Raw genomic sequence first — 16,788 nt, 5'->3', positions numbered from 1 at the left:
AAAAAAACCTTTCTGCCCCGCCTCAAAATAGTCACGAAAATTTCGATGTTTTTCGACAATTTTTAGCGGGGTTGACGAAGTTTCCGCACCTTTTGTGAATCCTTGAAAAACCCGCATTGACAAACCGATTAGCCTGGGGCTACAATGATACCGGTATCGACTGACGAAGGAAAGGGGCATTGCTTTGAACTGGATTGCGGACTACCACATGCACACCCACCATTCCCCCGACTCCCGCTCCACCATCGCGGAGATGGCGGCCTCCGCCCGTCTGCGGGGACTCAGTGAAATCGCCGTCACCAACCATTTTGAGTTTTTCCCAAGCGGAAACGCCCAAAGCTCCGGGAACGATCCCTTGGCGCTGACAAATCACGGCTTCACCCTCGAAAATTTCGAGGACTACCAGGAGGAACTGCATCAATTTCGGGAATGTTATCCAAACGCCATGCCCGTCCGGTTCGGGGTGGAGGCGGGCCAGCCCTTTGAGGACCCGTCCTACGCTTCTGAGCTGATGGATGCCTTCGACTTTGATTTTGTACTTGGCTCCATTCACAATTTAGGCCATGTGGACCTTTATGTGGCCGATTACACAAAACAGAACCTCAGCTGGTTCTGCCGCACCTATCTTGAAGCCCTCTACCGCCTGGCGGACGAGTGCGATTACGACTGTCTGGCCCATATCGACCTCATCAAGCGCTACGCTGCTTTCCGGGGCCTCAAAGCCGATCTGATGGACTACGCCGATGATCTCACTGCAGTGCTCAAACGGGTCATCGAACGGGGTAAGGGCATCGAACTGAACACTTCCGGCATCCGGCAGGATGTGGGGGAAATGCTGCCCGGTCTTTCGGTTCTCGAACTTTATAAAAGCCTTGGGGGCAAAATGATCACCGTCGGTTCCGACGCCCACAACCCCCACGACGTGGCCGCTGACCTGGAAGCGGGCTACCAGCTCTTAAAACAGGCGGGCTTTTCCTCCGTCTGCTCCTTTGAAAACCGCAAACCCATTTTCCACCTCATCGAAGATTATAACTAATTGCCGTTTTGGGAACATTTTTCGCTTCCAAAACGAAAAAAGCCGTGCGGAGTACCCGCGCGGCTTTTTATATGGGACGTTATCCTTTTTTCACCACAGGAAGCCACACTTCGCAGCGGTAATCGGCGGCGGACTGGTCGCCGGGGCCGTAGACTTCGATATCCGGCGCGTCGGCGTACTCGTAGCCGGAGTTTGGCAGCCATTCGGTGACAATGCGCTTCTGGAGCGTCTGGATGGCACCCGGCATGGGGCCGACGCTCTCAAACACCGCCCAAGTGCAGGCGGGAACGACATATTCACTAAGGCCCTCCGGGGTGTCCTTGTTAGTCGCCACGGCAATAAAGTAGTCGAAGTCGTGGGGTTTCTGGCAGGCGCTGACCCCCAGCACTCCCATGGGCTCCCCGTCCATCAGCGGACAGAGGGGCGGAATCCAGCCGTTTGCATGGGCCTCGCCCCAGAAGAGGGGCACCTGCTGGAAGCACTCCTCCACGCTCCCGGCGTAGTGCCGCTTGTGCCCCACGATTTTGAATGCGTCCTTGTGAATGATTTTGTAATCCATCTGAACATCTCCTTTGATCGTAATCAGGAAACAGATGGGTGGATAGGACTTGAGAGACACCCCCTCCTCCCGTGCGGCGGACGGAGGTACCCCGTGAACCGCCTTGAAGGCGCGGGTGAACGCAGTGGGCGAATCGTAGCCGTATTTGAGGGCCACGTCCAGCACCTTCTCCCCGTTTTGCAGGTCGAAAGCGGCCTTTGTCATCTTCCGCCGCCTCACATACTCCGACAGGGGCATGTCCGCCATGTAGGAAAACATCCGCTGAAAGTGGAACACCGAACAGCAAGCGATTTTCGCCGTCTGCTCTGGGTCCGGCTTTCCCTCCAGGTTTTTTTCGATGTATTCCATCGCTTCATTGAGCCTTTTAAGCCAATCCATTTCATCATCTCCCGTTGATCAAAGTATACTCCTGTTTTTTGGAAAAAGCCTCTCATTTCGTGTTTGAAAATGAGAGGCTTTTGTCAGTTCATCAAAAGGGCCATCTGCCTATCCATCATCGAGACGGAAATCACCTTTTCCCCGTCCAGCGTGAATTGAACCATCACCTGATCGCGAAGCCCCATGTCCCGGTCGGGGTTGTTCTGCTGGGGGGTGATCATCTTCTTCCGTGCCACGTCGTACTGGTAGGACAGGATCAGTTCCGACTGAACGCCCGGGTATTCGCCGTAAAGGTCCAGGACCTCCTGGGTCGTCTGGCCGGGTTCAAGGCCCCGGGGCGTCTCGTAAAATCCGGCCGCATCCGGCGTGAGCACAATTCCCGCCACCGTCTGCCGGTCGGTGGTGAGTTGCTTCCCCGATTCGTCGGTGAGGCGGTAATACACGCCGATCTTTCCCCCGTCGTAGCTCATATAGGCCATATTGGCAGCATCGGTATTTCCGAGGATTTTCTCGGCGTCGATCCGCTTCATGCCGTAGGTGATTTTCTCCCCGTCAGATACCCGAATAACGCCGATGTCCGCCTTTGTCATCACATTGGGCGTGAACTTATCCCCGCCGCAGGATACCATCAATATCATGGTTACAGCCGCCATACAAGCTGCTAAAAATTTTTTCATCTCTCCATCCGCCTTTCCGGTTTATCCCGCCCTCCACAAGCGGGGCGCTTTTTCGCCTGCAAGCCTCCGCGGTTTTCCTTGAAAGAGGCGTATTTCCCAGGTGCCTGCAAAACAGTACTCATCTTAACAGACTGCGCTGTAAAAATCAATTGTCGATTTTTGTCCAAACAGTTAAATTCCCATTTCAGGCGGGTCCGCCGGTCAAAAAAAGACCATACCCCATGGAGATGAAAAAATACTTCCGTGTAAACCAGCAGACAGCTGCTTCCACGGACATAAACAGCTTCATATGTAAAACAGAAGGCTCCGCAGGATTTTACAGAGCCTTCTGTCCTGATAAAGCGCGCCTTGGCCCTCTATCCCTGGCGGGACGCTTCATCTGCCATTGGAGAATCGAGGCCCCAAATCCGCTTAACAAGCGTCAGCCGTTTTTCCCGGCTTCCTTTTGCAGCTGCCTCTGCACCAGATCCTCCAAAGTGACGGAATCCACCACCCCGTCGATGGCGTCTTTCAGTTTCTGCCACACTTCCACCGTGACGCAGCTTTCCGCCCTCGGGCAGCTGTTTTCCTCCCCGTCGATACAGGGCACAGGGCTGAGACTCCCCTCCATGAGGCGCAGGATCATCCCCACGGTGTAATCTTTTGGTTCGCCCTTGAGCCGGTAGCCCCCCTGGGCGCCCCGGACGCTCTGGACATACCCGGCCTTGACGAGGCTGTTGATGAGCTGCTCCATGTATTTGTCGGAAATCTCCTGCCGGGCGGCAATGGTTTTTAAGGGCAGGTTTTTTCCCTCCCCGTTGACTGCCAGATCCAGCATCAGCCGCAGCGCGTAGCGGCCCTTGGTCGAAATTCTCACGTTTTCCCCTCCTGTATCATTTGCCGCAGGTTATCTGCACAAAAAAGGCGCCCATTGTCCATGGCCGTCTCCCATATGCTCCTTCCAGTATATAAGCCGCTCAAGATACTCCCGTTTGCGGTTTTCCACCGGCTCCCGGCACTGCGTTATCCCAAATCTGTGGACAATGGCCGTCAGCTCGTAAACAGGAAAACCGATGGCGTGTCCCGCCGTGTGTACCGTAGAGCAAGCCTGCCCCACGCCATGGCAGAGGGCAATATCCTCGGGAGAGGAAAGCTCCTTTGCCATAGCGTGGCAGGCGAGAATCGCCGCTTTAGCCTCTGGCATCTTGATTTTGCCCGAAGCCCAGAGACGCGCCGCCTCCAAAACATTTGCCGGCCTTTGCTCACCGGGGTATTTTTCCTCCAGCGTGCGAACCGCTTCCCCCGCCAGCTCCAGCGCCCACAGTATAACTGTCCGACGGTCCTGGACTGCTAATGAAACCTGCAAATCCGATAAAAATTCGCTGTCAGTTGAAAATAAAATCTGTCTTTTGGCCTTTTGGGCGGCCTCAACCTCTTTTATCCAGTCCATTTGTCACCTCGTATTCATTCCCGGAGCGTAATCCGCCGCCGTCAGTTGCCGTTTATTTCTCTTTGACGGACAAGCTCGATGGCCTCCTTGCCGGTCAGGTGCTCAATTTGAATCTCCACCATGCACACCCCGGCAAACTGCTTGTCGATCTCTAAGCTCCGGCCCCGCTCCAGCTCCGGCGAATACTTTTCCGCCAACTTTTCGAGAGCTTTTCGTTTTTCGGAAACATCCTCCAAAACCCGCGCCCGCCCGAAGGCGACGACGCTCCGGTAATAGGTGGTATACTCGGCGGGAACCACCTGGTCCACATCCAGGACGCAGAAAGAAACCTTGCTTTCCCGCAGGATGGCGTCCAGCTTGTGGCCCGTTTTGGCGCAGTGGAAGAAAATTTTCTCCCCGTCGTACACATAGCTCAGGGGCACCGTATAGGGGTATCCCCCGTCCCCCAGCACCGCCAGCACGCCAGAGGTGCCCCGCCACAGGACGGCTTCACATTCTTCTATTGGGAGCGCCTGTTTTTTGCGGCGCATTTCTCGAAACATATGGATTTCTCCTTCTATTCATCGTTATTCGGGCTTGTGAAGGCCGGGCCGCCGTATTTTTCCCGGCTGAGGGCCTCTTTTACCAGAATCCAGCGCTCAATGTCGATGTCATAACAGTTGGCGAGGGCAAGGGCATAGTAGATCACGTCCCAGATTTCCTCTTCCACGCTGCCTTTTACCGTTTCTTCGGTGGCGGGCGGCGGATTTTTGCCCATAGCCCGAGCCAGCTCCCCCACCTCTTCCGCCAGTTTGAGAAAATACTCCCTCGAAGCCTCGGGATGGTGGTCTTTATCCCGGATGTATTGCTGCAAATACCGGATGGTAATGCCTTTTCCCATCTTCCTGCCATTCCTTCCCCGCGTATTTTACCGCCCTGGGGCAGAAACGTCCTATCCGTATTGAATCCCTATAAGATTGATTGCGCGTAGTGTACCGAGCCCATAGCGTCCTTGGAGTAGTGGTCGGCGCCGATCATTCTGGCGTATTCCTCGGTCATGACAGCACCCCCCACCATGACCTTGCAGCCGGGCTTTTGCTCCCGGAGGAGCTTTATCGTCGCCTCCATGCTGGGGACGGTGGTGGTCATCAGCGCGCTGAGGCCCACGAGACGCACGTCCTCTTTCAAAGCGGTGTCGGCGATAAGCTGAGGCTCCACGTCTTTTCCAAGGTCAATGACCTCGTAGCCGTAGTTGTCCAGCAGCACCTTGACGATGTTTTTGCCGATGTCGTGGATGTCCCCCTTGACGGTGGCCAGGATGATTTTGCCCTTTTTGGCCCCGGCCCCTGTGCCCATTTTCTCCTTGACCGCCTCGAAGGCCGCTTTTGCCGCCTCGGCGCTCATGAGGAGCTGGGGCAGAAAGATACTGCCCTTTTCAAAGCCCTTGCCCACTACGTCGAGAGCCGGGATCAGCTCCTCGTTGATGACGGCGAGAGGTTCTTTTTGCTGCACCCGCTCCTTGGCCCCCTCATAAGCGTCGTCACGAAGGCCGCGGACAATGGCGTCGTGGAGGGAAAGCCGCCCCGCCGCCTGGGTTTTCGGCGCGCTGTCCTGCCCGCCGTACCGGGCGATGTAATTTCCGCACTGAGGGTCTTTGGCCGCCAAGGCCCGGTAGGCGAAATAGCTCTCCATCATGGCCTCGGCGTTGGGGTTGATAATAGCCGCGTCCAGCCCGTGCTCCAGCGCCAAAAGGTAAAAGGCGCTGTTGACGATTTCCCTTTTCGGCAGGCCAAAGGAGACGTTGCTGACCCCCAGAATCGTCTTGACGCCCAGCTCTTTTTTGATCAGCTCCATGGCCTTTAGGGTGACGAGGGCGGAATCCGGCCCCGAACTGATGGTCATGGTCAGGGCGTCCACGATGATGTCCCGCTTATGGATGCCGTAGCGCCCGGCGGTTTTGACGATCTTCTCGGCAATTTTCAGCCGCCCCTCGGCGGTTTCGGGGATTCCCTCCTCGTCGATGGTGAGGGCCACCACCACGCCGCCGTATTTCTGTACCAGCGGGAACACCGCCTCCATCGACTCCGCCTTGCCGTTGACCGAATTGACCATGGCCTTGCCGTTGTAGATCCGCAGCGCCCGCTCCATGGCCTCGATATTCGTCGTATCGATTTGCAGGGGCAGGTCGACGACCCCCTGTAATTTCGGCACCACCGCCGCCATGACAGCGCTTTCATCGATTTCCGGCAGCCCCACGTTTACGTCCAGAATATGGGCGCCGTTTTGCTGCTGGGTGATGCCCTCCCGGAGGATGTAATCGAGATCGTTTTCCCTCAGCGCCTCTTTAAACCGCTTTTTGCCGGTGGGGTTAATTCGCTCGCCCACGATGACGGACACTTCCCCCAATTCCACTGCTTTGGCGTAGGAGGAAACGACAGTGCGGCAAGGCTCCGGCAAAGGCTTCGGCTCGATGCCCCCGCACCGCTCCACCGTGGCCTTTAGGTGCTCCGGCGTGGTGCCGCAGCAGCCGCCTAACATCCAGGCCCCCATTTTCCCGATTTTCTCCATCTCGTGAGCAAACTCGGTGGGATTGACGTTAAAAACCGTTTTCCCGTTGACGCTGACCGGGAGTCCGGCATTGGGGTTCACGATGACCGGCAGGCAGGTGCAGTCCAAAAGCTGGGGCAGAAGTTTCCCCATCTGCTCCGGCCCCGCACCGCAGTTAAAACCCAGGGCGTCTACGCCCAGTCCCTCCAGCATGGCCACCGCCGCCGGAATGTCGCCGCCGGTGAGGAGCTTTCCCTGCTCGTCGAAAATCATCGTCACAAACACCGGAAGGGAGGTATTTTCCTTCACCGCCAGCACGGCGGCTTTGGTTTCGTAGGTGTCGCTCATGGTTTCGATGAGGCAGAGGTCGGCCCCCGCCCCTTCCCCGGCTATCGCCATCTCCTTGAACGCCTCGTAAGCCTCGTCGAAAGAAAGCTCGCCCAAAGGCTCCATCAGTTTGCCGGTGGGGCCCATATCCAACGCGACGAACCGGTTTTCAAACCCCTTTGCCGCCTCTTTTGCGATGGAAACGCCCGCTTTGACCACCTCTTCGACCGAAAGCCCCGCCTCCGCCATCTTGACCCGGTTGCCCCCGAAGGTGTTGGTCTTTAAAATATGGCATCCGGCCTCCAGATAGGCTCTGTGGATGCTTTTGATGTCGTCCGGGCGGGAAAGATTCCAGCTCTCCGGGAACTCGCCGGGAGCCATGCCTATCTCCTGGAGCAGGGTGCCCATGGCCCCGTCAAAAAAGAGGGTTTGCTTCCCCAAAAGATCAAAGAGTTTCGTCATTTCGTTCGTTCCTTTCCTTTTGTTTATCCACCCGCCCGCAGGCGCGGCTGCCGCTCACCAAGACACAAAGCAAGCGCATCATTCGTTTCAATTCACGCCCTCACCAGAAGCGCGTCAGGCCAGCACCGGTACTGGAAAAACGGAAATCTTGTTTCAATCCCTCGCGCTCACCAGAAGCGCGTCACATTTACCGTGGGAACGCACAGCAATGGACAAACAGTTTCAATCCCTCGCGCTCACCAGAAGCGCGTCGAAAAACTGGTCATCCAAAAGCAGAATATGCCAAGTTTCAATCCCTCGCGCTCACCAGAAGCGCGTCAAAAATGCTTGTGAGAAAGGAGATTTAAGTATGCGTTTCAATCCCTCGCGCTCACCAGAAGCGCGTCCCTTTCCATCCAAAATTAAATCGGGGTGTATCGGAGTTTCAATCCCTCGCGCTCACCAGAAGCGCGTCAGATATGACCTTGTTGCTGTCCCGGTTGTAGGAGTTTCAATCCCTCGCGCTCACCAGAAGCGCGTCAGCAAAAAGCCACAAATCACCGGCTCTCCTTTTGTCCCTTTCCGCCAAAAATCCGTCCGAAGAAAGACCCATGAAGCCCCTCTCTGCCGGAAAAAGCCCCTTCACAGTGGAAAATCCGCCCGTTTTCCTGCGCGGACCTCCCGGGATTTTCTGTTTGGCCCCGGTTCGCCCTACTCCTGCCGGAAGGGGCAGTCCACCGCCTCGCAGGTCGCGCATTTATGGACGTTGCAGCTCTCTTTCTCCCTCGTAAGTCCCATCACCGCCGTCACGGATTTCGTCGGCGTGAGCATCATGCTGTCCGTCACCGTGAGGCCGATTCGCTTGGGCGCGTCCAGCAAATTTAACAGCTCCCTCTGGTAATCGAGGGGAAAGTCCCCGTACCCCGGGCTGAACCGGCTTCGCAGATAGAACCCGTCCCTGGCCGCCTCGGCGCTCAGCTCTTTTTGGCAGGCGTCGCAGTAGGCTTCGATCACCGCCGCGGCTGACGCCTGCATAATAACGGCCTTACTCATGTCCGCCACCGACCACCGCCGGAGGAGCAGATCCGCCCCGGTCCCCAGCGTGGCGGCAAACAAAATGGCCTTGTCGCAGTTTCGCAGGTGTTTACTAAGCTTTTCGCTCCCAATCCGCAGTTCCCCCAGCATGATTTCCTTTGTGGAGAGGTGTTTCAGCGGAAACATCCGGCTCACCGTCTTCATGGCGGAAGCCCGCGTGAGCTCGGCGACGCACTCGTCGATTTGGGCCATCACCGCCCCGTCCGGCTGATTCTTCCCGTAACCCAGGTAGCGGACGATCTCCTGTTTATCGACCTTTAACTCCATGCTCAGCGCCCCAAAACATCGGACAGGTTGCCGATGATGCTTGCCGCCACGTCGGGGTTGTTCATGGTGTAAAGGTGGATGCCTTTCACCCCGTTGGCGATCAGGTCGATGATCTGCTCGGTGGCGTAGGCGATGCCCGCCTGCTTCATGGCAGCGGGACGATCCCCGAACTTGTCCACGATATTTTGAAACCGGGGCGGCAGACTGGTGCCCGAAAGCTCGCAGCTCCGCTTGATCTGCCGGCTGTTGATCACCGGCATGACCCCCGCCAGCACCGGCACCCGGATGTCCTTTAAGAGCGCCCTGTAAAGGAAACTGTAGAGCACGTTGTTGTCAAAAAACATCTGGGTGGTCAGAAATTCGCACCCGCTGTCTACCTTTTGCTTCAGGTGGTCTAAATCCAGCTCCCGGGAGCCGCATTCGATGTGCCCCTCCGGGTAGCAGGCGCCGCCGATGCAGAAATCCCCGTGGCGCTTCACTTCTCCAATCAGTTCGCTGGCGTACTGGAACCGGTCGGGCGCCGGGAACTCCGCCCCCGCCGGAATGTCGCCCCGCAGGGCCAGAATGTTCTCGATACCCGCCGTTTTCAGGTTCTCGATGACCCCGCTCACCTCTTCTTTCGTCGAGGAAGCGCAGGTCAGGTGGGCCAGAGCGGTCACGCCGTATTCCTCCTGGATGAGGGAGGCGATTTTCGCCGTATTTTTGGAGGTGCCGCCGCTTGCCCCGTAGGTCACCGAGATAAAATCGGGCCTCAGCGCCGCGATTTTCTCGGCCGCCGCCCGCACCTTTTCAAAATCGTCGTCTTTTTTCGGGGGAAATATCTCGCAGGAGATGGTCACCCGGTCCTGTTTTAAGAGTTCGCTGATTTTCATGACTGTCAAACCTTTCTATAAAGCAATCCCACAAAATTTTCGCTTACGTCAAGCTTTTAGCCGGAAATGGCGCGGTTCTGCCCCAGTGATTTTCCCATGCAGAGGGATTCTTCCATCTTTTCATAGGGGCCGTAATTTTGTATCGTCTCAAACCCCGCCTTCCGGTAGAGCCGCACTGCTGTGGTGAGCATTTCCCCCGTCTCCAGGATGAGGCGCTTGTACCCCCGCTCCCGGGCGAAAGCCTCCAGCGTTTCTAGAAGACCCCGGGCGATTCCCCGCCCCCGGCAGCCTTTCCGGACGAAAAACCGCTTCATCTCGGCGGTTTCGCCGTCGTAAGCTTTCAGGCAGACACAGCCGACGGCTTCTTCCCCGTCAAAGGCGAGAAAAGCGTCCTCCACCCCCACCGCCTGGTTCAGCTCCTCATAAGGGGCCAAATCCTCCGCCCCTACAGCCTCTAAGAGCCACGCATCCAGCTCCCGGCAAAGGCCCGCAAATCTTTTATCGTCCCCGCCCACATGGCGGTATTCTATCGTCTTTTCCAAATTTTTTCCTCCGATTTTGACAGGGACAGTCCACCATCCCGCTCTCTATAAAAGTCAGCGGGCTCCGATTGCGCCCACGACCTCGCCTTTCGGTCCGCCGCTCCCTGATTTTCCTCAACGGGACAGCATTTCCCTCAGCGGTTCACCCGACTGCCCCACAAGCGGCGGCTGTATTTTGGGTCATCGCTCGTCGATTTTCCTCTCCGAAACAGAATCCCCCGTCAGGATCTGCCCACGCGCCGCCTAGTCAGCGGCGTTCCAATCGCTATTCCCCGATTTTCCGCGGTGGAATGAGCATCTCCCCCGCCAAAACATCGTAAATGCCCCCGTCGGTCACCCGCAGCTCCGGGATCACCGGCAGCGCCATAAACGACAGGGTGGTGAAGGGGTCCACCCCTTCCCGCACCCCCATTTTCCGGGCGAGGGCCAGCATTGCCGCCACGTTTTCCTCGATGCCGGAGTTCGGGTCGTCGGTAAAAAGCCCCGCCACCGGCAGGGGCTGGGTCATCAGAGTCCGGCCCCCTGCCGCGATGGCGTAGCCGCCCTGGCACGCCCGCAAAGCCTCCGCCGCCGCCAGCATGTCGTCGTCGCTGTCCCCTATGACCAGCAGGTTGTGGGAATCGTGGGCGATGGTGGTCCCAATGGCCCCACCCCGAAGCCCGACGCCGGCAATCACCCCCACCGTCATCCGGTTTTGCCGCCCGTGCCGCTCGATGACGGCGATTTTCAGAAGCTCTCCCCCCGGCGCGAAGTTCCCGTCCTCATCGGCGGACAGATCCATCATCCGTTTTTTCGTCGTAATTTCATGGGGGATGATCTCCACCACCGGGAACGCCTTTTCCGCTTTGAGGGCGAAATCCGCCGCGCGCAAAGGCGGCAGCTTTACAGTGTGCCGGGCCTCCCCTTCTGGGATTTCGCCGCCCCTCGGCGCGATAAGCACCGGCGAGCCGCTTTCGGAGACGAGCGTTCCGTCTTTAAACACCATCATCGGGTTAAAGTCCGATAAATTGTCCCAAACCACCAAATCCGCCTTGTAGCCAGCGGCCACCGCCCCTGTGCTTTTCAGGCCGTAAGCCATGGCCGGATTGAGAGTCGCCATCCGCAGGGCGGAAACCGGGTCCAGCCCCAGGGAAACCGCCTTTTTCACGTTCCAGCGGATGTGCCCCTCACGCCGGATGTCGTCTAAATGCTTATCGTCGGTGCAGAACAGGAACCGGTCGCAGGGGACGTTATCTTTGAGCATCCCCTTGACGATGGCCTCCAAATTCCGGGCGGCAGAACCCTCCCGGATTTGGATATAGAACCCCTGCTCCAATTTGCGGAGCGCCTCGTCCCAGCCGACGCACTCGTGGTCGGTCATGACGCCGGAAAGGCGGTAGGCCTGCAATTCTTTCCCCGAAAGCCCCGGCCCGTGCCCGTCAATGATTTTGTCCCGGCAAAGGTCGAGCTTCGCCCAGATTTCCCCGTCCCCGGAGAGCACCGAGGGCGCGTCCATGACTTCCCCCAGCCCCAGCACCCGAGGATGGCTTAAAAACTCCGCCATCTCCGCCGCCGGGAAGGGAAACCCGTTTTGCTCCAGCCGGTTCGCCGGCACACAGGAGGGCAGCATGACGTAAACGTCGGCGGGGACGTTTTCCGTCTCCCGTAAGAGGTACCGCATCCCCTCCGCCCCCAGAACGTTGACGATCTCGTGTGGGTCGGCGATGAGGGTGGTGGTACCCCAGGGCAGCACCCGTTCTAAAAACAGCTTGGGCGACACCATGGACGACTCGAAGTGCAGGTGGGCGTCGACGAGCCCCGGGGTGAGGCAGCCGCCACGCAGGTCGATTTCCTTCTCCCCCCGGTAGCTCCCCACCCCGGCGATGATCCCGCCTTCAACGGCCACGTCGGCGGTAAAAATCCGTCCGCTGAAGAGGTTCACAACCCGTCCGTTTTTGAGGACAAGCTCCGCTGGAATTTCTCCCAAAGCGACCATCCTCTTCCTGTTTTGCCGCTCTCTCATCGATCATGACCACCTTTCTATCCCTTTTTCCGGAAATGCTGTCAAATTTCGAAAAACGTCCCTGTCCTCCGAAGCGTGCTGGATCAAAGGCTCGCATCGGTCCTCACCGCCCCTGCCCGTACCGGATGGCTTCACAGCAGTTCCGCCCCTATAAAACGATTATTTCCTATTACAGCGGGTATGGAATAAAAGCCAAAAGCTTTTGTGCTTTTGGCTTTTATTCCAGTACGGATTTTAAAACAAAATCCGTACCACAGAGCCAGGTTTTTCTAAAAGCCTGCTTTGTGGTACCCTTTGTAATATTATTTAAATTTTCAGAAAAATCGCGCAGTTTCTTCCGCGCAAATCAATCTTTGTGATTGGTCTGTTAAATAATATTATAATAGTATAATATGTTTTTGACAACCCCTTTCCCCGATTTTCTGTGCGGATTTCCGAAAAGCCTGTCCCATCCGGTCAAAAAACTGCTGATTTTGGAGAATGAATACAAAAAGGCTTGACTAACATCCGATTATATAGTAAAATATATCCAAACAAAAGACGAAAGGGGCAAACCTAAATGGATGCACGCGCAGTAATCGTTGAATCGAAACGGAACAAAGAGCTTCAGATCAAGATCATTCCCGGCCACTTTGCGACCAGCCATTCCCACGTCAATTACTATATAGACATGACGTCCATCAAAACCAAACACCTGATGGCGAAAAACGCCGCCCGGGAACTGGCGGCCAACTATATCAACACGGCAATCGACACCATCGTCTGCCTGGACGGAACCGAAATCATCGGCGCATTTTTGGCAAATGAGCTGTCCAAGGCGGGACTCGCCTTTGTCAATTCCGGCCAGAACGTGGCGGTCATCACCCCGGAGATCAACTCCTTTAACCAGATGATCTTCAGGGACAACATCCAAAAGCAGGTCTGGAACAAAAACGTCCTCCTGCTGGTCGCCTCCATCACCACCGGCAAAACGGTGAACCGGGCCCTCGACTGTGTCCGGTACTACGGCGGCAAGACGGCGGGCATCTGCGCTTTGTTCACCCATGTGGACAGCGTCCAGGACATCACCGTCAACGGCCTTTTCGACAGCAAGGACATCCCCAAATACGAAAACTACAGCGGCCACGACTGCCCCTTCTGCAAGGACGGCCGCAAAATCGACGCCCTCATCAACAGCTACGGGTATTCCAAGCTGTAACTCACACAAAAGCAAGTTGCACAGGCCGGAGCGATTCGGCCTGTTTTGTTTTAAAAAAGTTTTTCACATCTTTTTTCTGCAAATAACTGCTGTTTACTCTTTAAATCTCACTTTAACGGCCACTATTTCCGTTTTTTAAAAATTCCGGCGGTATTTATCCCTAAAGGAAAGTAAAGTAAAAGAAAGGAAAGGAAAGGGGGGAAGGGGCGCAAAACAGGCTGCGAGACAAACGTTTAAAACACCCCTCCGATTTTGGAAAGCGGAGCTTCCCAAAATCCCGACGCAGCAGGTAACGAGGGGCCTCACAAAAACACGTGATTTACCATGCTCAATCTATCAGATACGAAAACTTGGGGACGCGGGCCAAATTTTTGGTTTGCGTCCCCGCTCTCTTCCCCGAACCCGCCAAATGTGTTAGAATGAATTTATCCGCTGTTTCCGCCTCATACCAGAAAGGAGCCCCCATGCGCGTATTCGACTTTGACAACACCATATACAACGGGGAAAGCGTCCTCGACTTCTACCTCTACAGCATCCGCTATTACCCGGGGGCGCTCAAATACCTCTTTGTGGTGCTCTGGCATTTTTTCCGGTACAAACTTTCAAAAACCACCATGGAGGAACTGGAGCAGGGCATCAAAGCCTACGCCATTGACTATGTCCGCTCCTTCCAGAACCCGGACGCCATTGTCAGCGCCTTCTGGGATAAACGCATGAGGAAAATAAAAGCCTGGTACACCCCTCAACCTGACGACGTGATCCTCACCGCATCCTTTAACGTCATCATCGACGAAGCCTGCCGCCGGTTGGGGGTTTCCCACTGCATCTGCTCGGTGGTCAATCGGGAAACTATGGAACTAGAGTACCTGAATTTCAGCCGCAACAAGCGGGAGATCTTCCTAAGAACCTTTGGCTCCCAGGCTGTGGTGGAGGAATTCTATACCGACAGCCTCTTCGACCAGCCTATGATCGACTTGGCGGAAAAGGCTTACCTTGTGAAGGGAAACAAAATTCGCCGGGTGAAATAGCCCGTCGATAAGAGATTTTGCTTTTTTACATAAGGCCTCCGTTTTCCGCCTTTTATTCACAGTTTTGTCAAAAATTTCATCTTGCCTTCTAGAACGGTACAGAAGTATAATATAATGGTACGGTTTATCCCTACAACTTAATAAGATTGACAGAAAGGATGTACATATTGAAAAAGATTCTCAGAAAATGCACAGCCGTATCTCTGGTTTTGGCAGCGGCCCTGTCCCTGCCTATGACGGCAAGCGCCGGCTGGGTGCAAAACGGCGAACAGTGGAGCTACACCCAAAACGGCGTGACCGTGCAAAATGGCTGGAAAAAAATCGACAGCACCTGGTACTTCTTCAAAGACGGCGTCATGCAGCGGGGCTGGCTCTCAGATAACGGCGCGTGGTACTACCTCCAAAATAGCGGAGCCATGAAAACCGGCTGGCTTTTAGACGGCGGCAAATGGTACTATCTGAACACAGACGGCACCATGAGAAAAGGCTGGCTTAAGACATCCGGAGAATGGTATTTTATGAACGCCGGCGGCGTCATGCAGACGAGCCTCATCCAGGTGGACGGCGTGAACTACGATATGGGCACCGACGGCAAAATGAAGGAAACCACCCCCGTCGGCTACCCTTACTTCGCCTATAACCGAAGCGGAAATACAACCCAGATGGTGCTGCCCGAAAAGACCGGCGAAACCGCCACCGTGAACCTCTGGGAGGGCATGAGCCTCAAAATGATGGCCCAGCGCCTGAACGACAAGGGCGTCTGCCGCTACGAGGACTTTTTGAAGGCCGCGAACACCCTAAAACCCGACTTTCCCTTTAACGACGAGATTCCAAACGGCGTGTTCTACCGCTACGAGGGCTACCTCTTCCCCGACACCTACGAATTCTACCTCCACGAGAGCGCCGAAACCGTCGTCAAAAAGATGATGGACAATTTTGAGAAAAAGATGACGGACGATCTTACGTCCCGCATCAAAGCCTCGGGCCGCAGCTTCAACGAGGTCATGACCCTGGCCTCCATCGTTCAGGGCGAAGCCGGCGACCAGGTGAACATGCGCAAAGTTGCTCAGGTGTACATTAACCGCCTGAATAATCCCTCCACCTTCCCGAAATTGCAGGCCAACCCCACCACCAACTACGCAAACCAGGTGATTTTGGCCGCCGACCCTTCGGCTACCACCCTGGCCGCCGCTTACGATACCTACAAGGCAAACGGCCTTATTCCCGGCCCTATCAACAATCCGGGCCTCATGGCCATCGAGGCGGTCCTCAACCCCGACACCTCGGTAGACGACTACTTCTTCTGCACCGACAAAGTGACGAAGGAATTCTACTACGCCAAAACCTGGGAAGAACACAAGGCAAATACCATCAAAGCGGGCCTTGCAAAAGAATAACCGGAAAGTTAAAAGCCCCACGGCATCAGCCGCGGGGCTTTTTATTGTTTACAGACAAAACCGCTTCACCGCAAAGGCCACTCCGTCCTCGTCGTTTGTCATGGTGAGGAAATCGGCGGCCTCTTTGGCAGGCTCGGTGGCGTTTTGCATGGCCACCCCCATGCCGGCGTACCGGAGCATGGTCACGTCGTTGTACCCGTCGCCGCAGGCTAAAAGCTCCGCCCGCCTGTATCCCAAAATGGACAGCAGCTTTTTGAGGGCAGAGGCCTTGTCCACCTTGGGCGGCAGGATCTCCAGTAAAAACGGCTCGGAACGGGAGACGTTCGCCGCCTCTCCGAACTGCTCCCGAGCAGCGGGTTCCAGCTCCTCAATGGCCTTGGGATCCCCTGCCAACAGGACCTTGGGCACCGAAAAGTCTACTGGTTCTGAGCGAAAATCCCGCGCCTTGACGTTGAGCCCCTCGATCTTCCCCACCAGTTTCAGATACTTTTCCCGGGGCTCCTGGACAAAGTAGTATTCGTCGCTGTAAGTGGCGGCGTTTAGCCGATGCTCTTTGGCAAACTGGAACACGCCGGGGAGCATCTCCGGCGGCAGCATCTCTCCGTGGACAAGCTTTCTTTCAGCGGCGTCGATGATTTTCGCCCCGTTGAAAGCGATGGCGTACCCGCCGTATTTGGGGATCTCCAGCGCCTCGATAAGATGCCACAGCCCCGTGGCCGCCCGCCCCGACGTGAGCGCCAGCTTGATGCCCAGCTTCTGGGCACGGATAAGGGTATCCCGGGTTTTATCGGTCAGTTGTTTTTCGCTGTTCACCAGTGTGCCGTCGATGTCCAGCGCAATCAAACGATAGCTCAATGCAGAAGTCCTCCGTGGTTTTTCTTTCATTATACGGATTTTCATCTCAAAAAACAATGGCAAAAACCCACGGAAAGCGGTGTGGTAACGTTACCATTTTTGTGCTATGCCGCAAAACAACGGTATAAGCGTCCCTATTCCCGCCCATACTATGAATAC

Annotated in this window: 16 protein-coding genes and 1 CRISPR repeat array; of the genes, 4 read left to right on the top strand and 12 right to left on the bottom strand. The window is 55.9% G+C overall.

What is annotated here, in order from left to right:
- The first annotated feature begins 184 nt into the window (after positions 1-184).
- Positions 185-1,036, top strand: a complete 852-nt coding sequence (locus H8710_RS09170; protein ID WP_249295211.1) for a histidinol-phosphatase HisJ family protein — start codon at positions 185-187, stop codon at positions 1,034-1,036.
- Between the two features lie 79 nt (positions 1,037-1,115).
- On the opposite strand, the gene H8710_RS09165 is transcribed toward H8710_RS09170, so the two are convergent.
- The 11 genes from H8710_RS09165 to ade all read right to left on the bottom strand — a co-directional run bounded on the left by H8710_RS09165 (position 1,116) and on the right by ade (position 12,151).
- On the bottom strand, positions 1,116-1,973 hold the full coding sequence (locus H8710_RS09165; RefSeq protein WP_249295210.1) for an AraC family transcriptional regulator: 858 nt from the start codon (positions 1,971-1,973) through the stop codon (positions 1,116-1,118).
- 83 nt (positions 1,974-2,056) lie between these two features.
- Positions 2,057-2,650: a hypothetical protein gene (locus H8710_RS09160; RefSeq protein ID WP_249295209.1), complete on the bottom strand. Its 594-nt coding sequence runs from the start codon at positions 2,648-2,650 to the stop codon at positions 2,057-2,059.
- A 421-nt stretch (positions 2,651-3,071) separates the two neighbouring features.
- Positions 3,072-3,506 (bottom strand): Rrf2 family transcriptional regulator, encoded by a 435-nt coding sequence (locus H8710_RS09155; RefSeq protein ID WP_249295208.1) that lies wholly within the window; start codon positions 3,504-3,506, stop codon positions 3,072-3,074.
- 30 nt (positions 3,507-3,536) lie between these two features.
- Entirely contained in the window at positions 3,537-4,079 is a 543-nt protein-coding gene (locus H8710_RS09150; RefSeq protein WP_249295207.1) for a putative immunity protein, read from the bottom strand.
- Between the two features lie 41 nt (positions 4,080-4,120).
- Positions 4,121-4,621: a pyridoxamine 5'-phosphate oxidase family protein gene (locus H8710_RS09145; RefSeq protein ID WP_249295206.1), complete on the bottom strand. Its 501-nt coding sequence runs from the start codon at positions 4,619-4,621 to the stop codon at positions 4,121-4,123.
- A gap of 14 nt (positions 4,622-4,635) precedes the next feature.
- Positions 4,636-4,959 (bottom strand): MazG nucleotide pyrophosphohydrolase domain-containing protein, encoded by a 324-nt coding sequence (locus H8710_RS09140; RefSeq protein WP_249295205.1) that lies wholly within the window; start codon positions 4,957-4,959, stop codon positions 4,636-4,638.
- Positions 4,960-5,027: 68 nt separating this feature from the next.
- On the bottom strand, positions 5,028-7,394 hold the full coding sequence (locus H8710_RS09135) for a homocysteine S-methyltransferase family protein (protein ID WP_249295204.1): 2,367 nt from the start codon (positions 7,392-7,394) through the stop codon (positions 5,028-5,030).
- Between the two features lie 150 nt (positions 7,395-7,544).
- Positions 7,545-7,914: a CRISPR direct-repeat array (repeat unit 33 nt; unit sequence GTTTCAATCCCTCGCGCTCACCAGAAGCGCGTC).
- A 170-nt stretch (positions 7,915-8,084) separates the two neighbouring features.
- The gene (locus H8710_RS09130; protein WP_249295203.1) at positions 8,085-8,735 is read right to left on the bottom strand and encodes a vitamin B12 dependent-methionine synthase activation domain-containing protein; all 651 of its coding nucleotides are present in this window, start codon (positions 8,733-8,735) and stop codon (positions 8,085-8,087) included.
- A gap of 2 nt (positions 8,736-8,737) precedes the next feature.
- Positions 8,738-9,607 (bottom strand): methylenetetrahydrofolate reductase [NAD(P)H], encoded by an 870-nt coding sequence (metF, locus tag H8710_RS09125; RefSeq protein WP_249295202.1) that lies wholly within the window; start codon positions 9,605-9,607, stop codon positions 8,738-8,740.
- 56 nt (positions 9,608-9,663) lie between these two features.
- Positions 9,664-10,149: a GNAT family N-acetyltransferase gene (locus H8710_RS09120; protein ID WP_249295201.1), complete on the bottom strand. Its 486-nt coding sequence runs from the start codon at positions 10,147-10,149 to the stop codon at positions 9,664-9,666.
- A 265-nt stretch (positions 10,150-10,414) separates the two neighbouring features.
- Positions 10,415-12,151, bottom strand: a complete 1,737-nt coding sequence (ade, locus tag H8710_RS09115) for an adenine deaminase (protein WP_249295200.1) — start codon at positions 12,149-12,151, stop codon at positions 10,415-10,417.
- A 559-nt stretch (positions 12,152-12,710) separates the two neighbouring features.
- Between ade and H8710_RS09110 the strand changes: the two genes are divergently transcribed.
- The 3 genes from H8710_RS09110 (at position 12,711) to mltG (ending at position 15,774) form a co-directional block, all read left to right on the top strand.
- Positions 12,711-13,349, top strand: coding sequence for a phosphoribosyltransferase (locus tag H8710_RS09110; protein WP_249295199.1), 639 nt, complete (start codon positions 12,711-12,713; stop codon positions 13,347-13,349).
- Between the two features lie 464 nt (positions 13,350-13,813).
- Positions 13,814-14,377: a haloacid dehalogenase-like hydrolase gene (locus H8710_RS09105; RefSeq protein ID WP_249295198.1), complete on the top strand. Its 564-nt coding sequence runs from the start codon at positions 13,814-13,816 to the stop codon at positions 14,375-14,377.
- A gap of 167 nt (positions 14,378-14,544) precedes the next feature.
- On the top strand, positions 14,545-15,774 hold the full coding sequence (gene mltG, locus H8710_RS09100) for an endolytic transglycosylase MltG (protein ID WP_249295197.1): 1,230 nt from the start codon (positions 14,545-14,547) through the stop codon (positions 15,772-15,774).
- A gap of 48 nt (positions 15,775-15,822) precedes the next feature.
- Here mltG and H8710_RS09095 read toward each other — a convergent pair whose 3' ends face one another.
- Positions 15,823-16,629, bottom strand: a complete 807-nt coding sequence (locus H8710_RS09095; RefSeq protein WP_249295196.1) for a Cof-type HAD-IIB family hydrolase — start codon at positions 16,627-16,629, stop codon at positions 15,823-15,825.
- Between the last annotated feature and the right edge of the window lie 159 nt (positions 16,630-16,788).

It is taken from the genome of Fumia xinanensis, from assembly GCF_014384905.1.
GTDB lineage: Bacteria > Bacillota > Clostridia > Oscillospirales > Ruminococcaceae > Fumia > Fumia xinanensis.
Note: the sequence above shows the minus strand (reverse complement) of the source record. Positions and strands in the feature narration are given on the sequence as shown.

What these genes read in the sequence shown, in the direction of transcription:
- H8710_RS09165 (WP_249295210.1), bottom strand. Translation starts at nt 1,973, where the DNA reads ATGGATTGGCTTAAAAGGCTCAATGAAGCGATGGAATACATCGAAAAA.
- H8710_RS09160 (WP_249295209.1), bottom strand. Translation starts at nt 2,650, where the DNA reads ATGAAAAAATTTTTAGCAGCTTGTATGGCGGCTGTAACCATGATATTG.
- H8710_RS09150 (WP_249295207.1), bottom strand. Translation starts at nt 4,079, where the DNA reads ATGGACTGGATAAAAGAGGTTGAGGCCGCCCAAAAGGCCAAAAGACAG.
- H8710_RS09145 (WP_249295206.1), bottom strand. Translation starts at nt 4,621, where the DNA reads ATGTTTCGAGAAATGCGCCGCAAAAAACAGGCGCTCCCAATAGAAGAA.
- H8710_RS09140 (WP_249295205.1), bottom strand. Translation starts at nt 4,959, where the DNA reads ATGGGAAAAGGCATTACCATCCGGTATTTGCAGCAATACATCCGGGAT.
- H8710_RS09135 (WP_249295204.1), bottom strand. Translation starts at nt 7,394, where the DNA reads ATGACGAAACTCTTTGATCTTTTGGGGAAGCAAACCCTCTTTTTTGAC.
- H8710_RS09130 (WP_249295203.1), bottom strand. Translation starts at nt 8,735, where the DNA reads ATGGAGTTAAAGGTCGATAAACAGGAGATCGTCCGCTACCTGGGTTAC.
- metF (WP_249295202.1), bottom strand. Translation starts at nt 9,607, where the DNA reads ATGAAAATCAGCGAACTCTTAAAACAGGACCGGGTGACCATCTCCTGC.
- ade (WP_249295200.1), bottom strand. Translation starts at nt 12,151, where the DNA reads ATGAGAGAGCGGCAAAACAGGAAGAGGATGGTCGCTTTGGGAGAAATT.
- H8710_RS09110 (WP_249295199.1), top strand. Translation starts at nt 12,711, where the DNA reads ATGGATGCACGCGCAGTAATCGTTGAATCGAAACGGAACAAAGAGCTT.
- H8710_RS09105 (WP_249295198.1), top strand. Translation starts at nt 13,814, where the DNA reads ATGCGCGTATTCGACTTTGACAACACCATATACAACGGGGAAAGCGTC.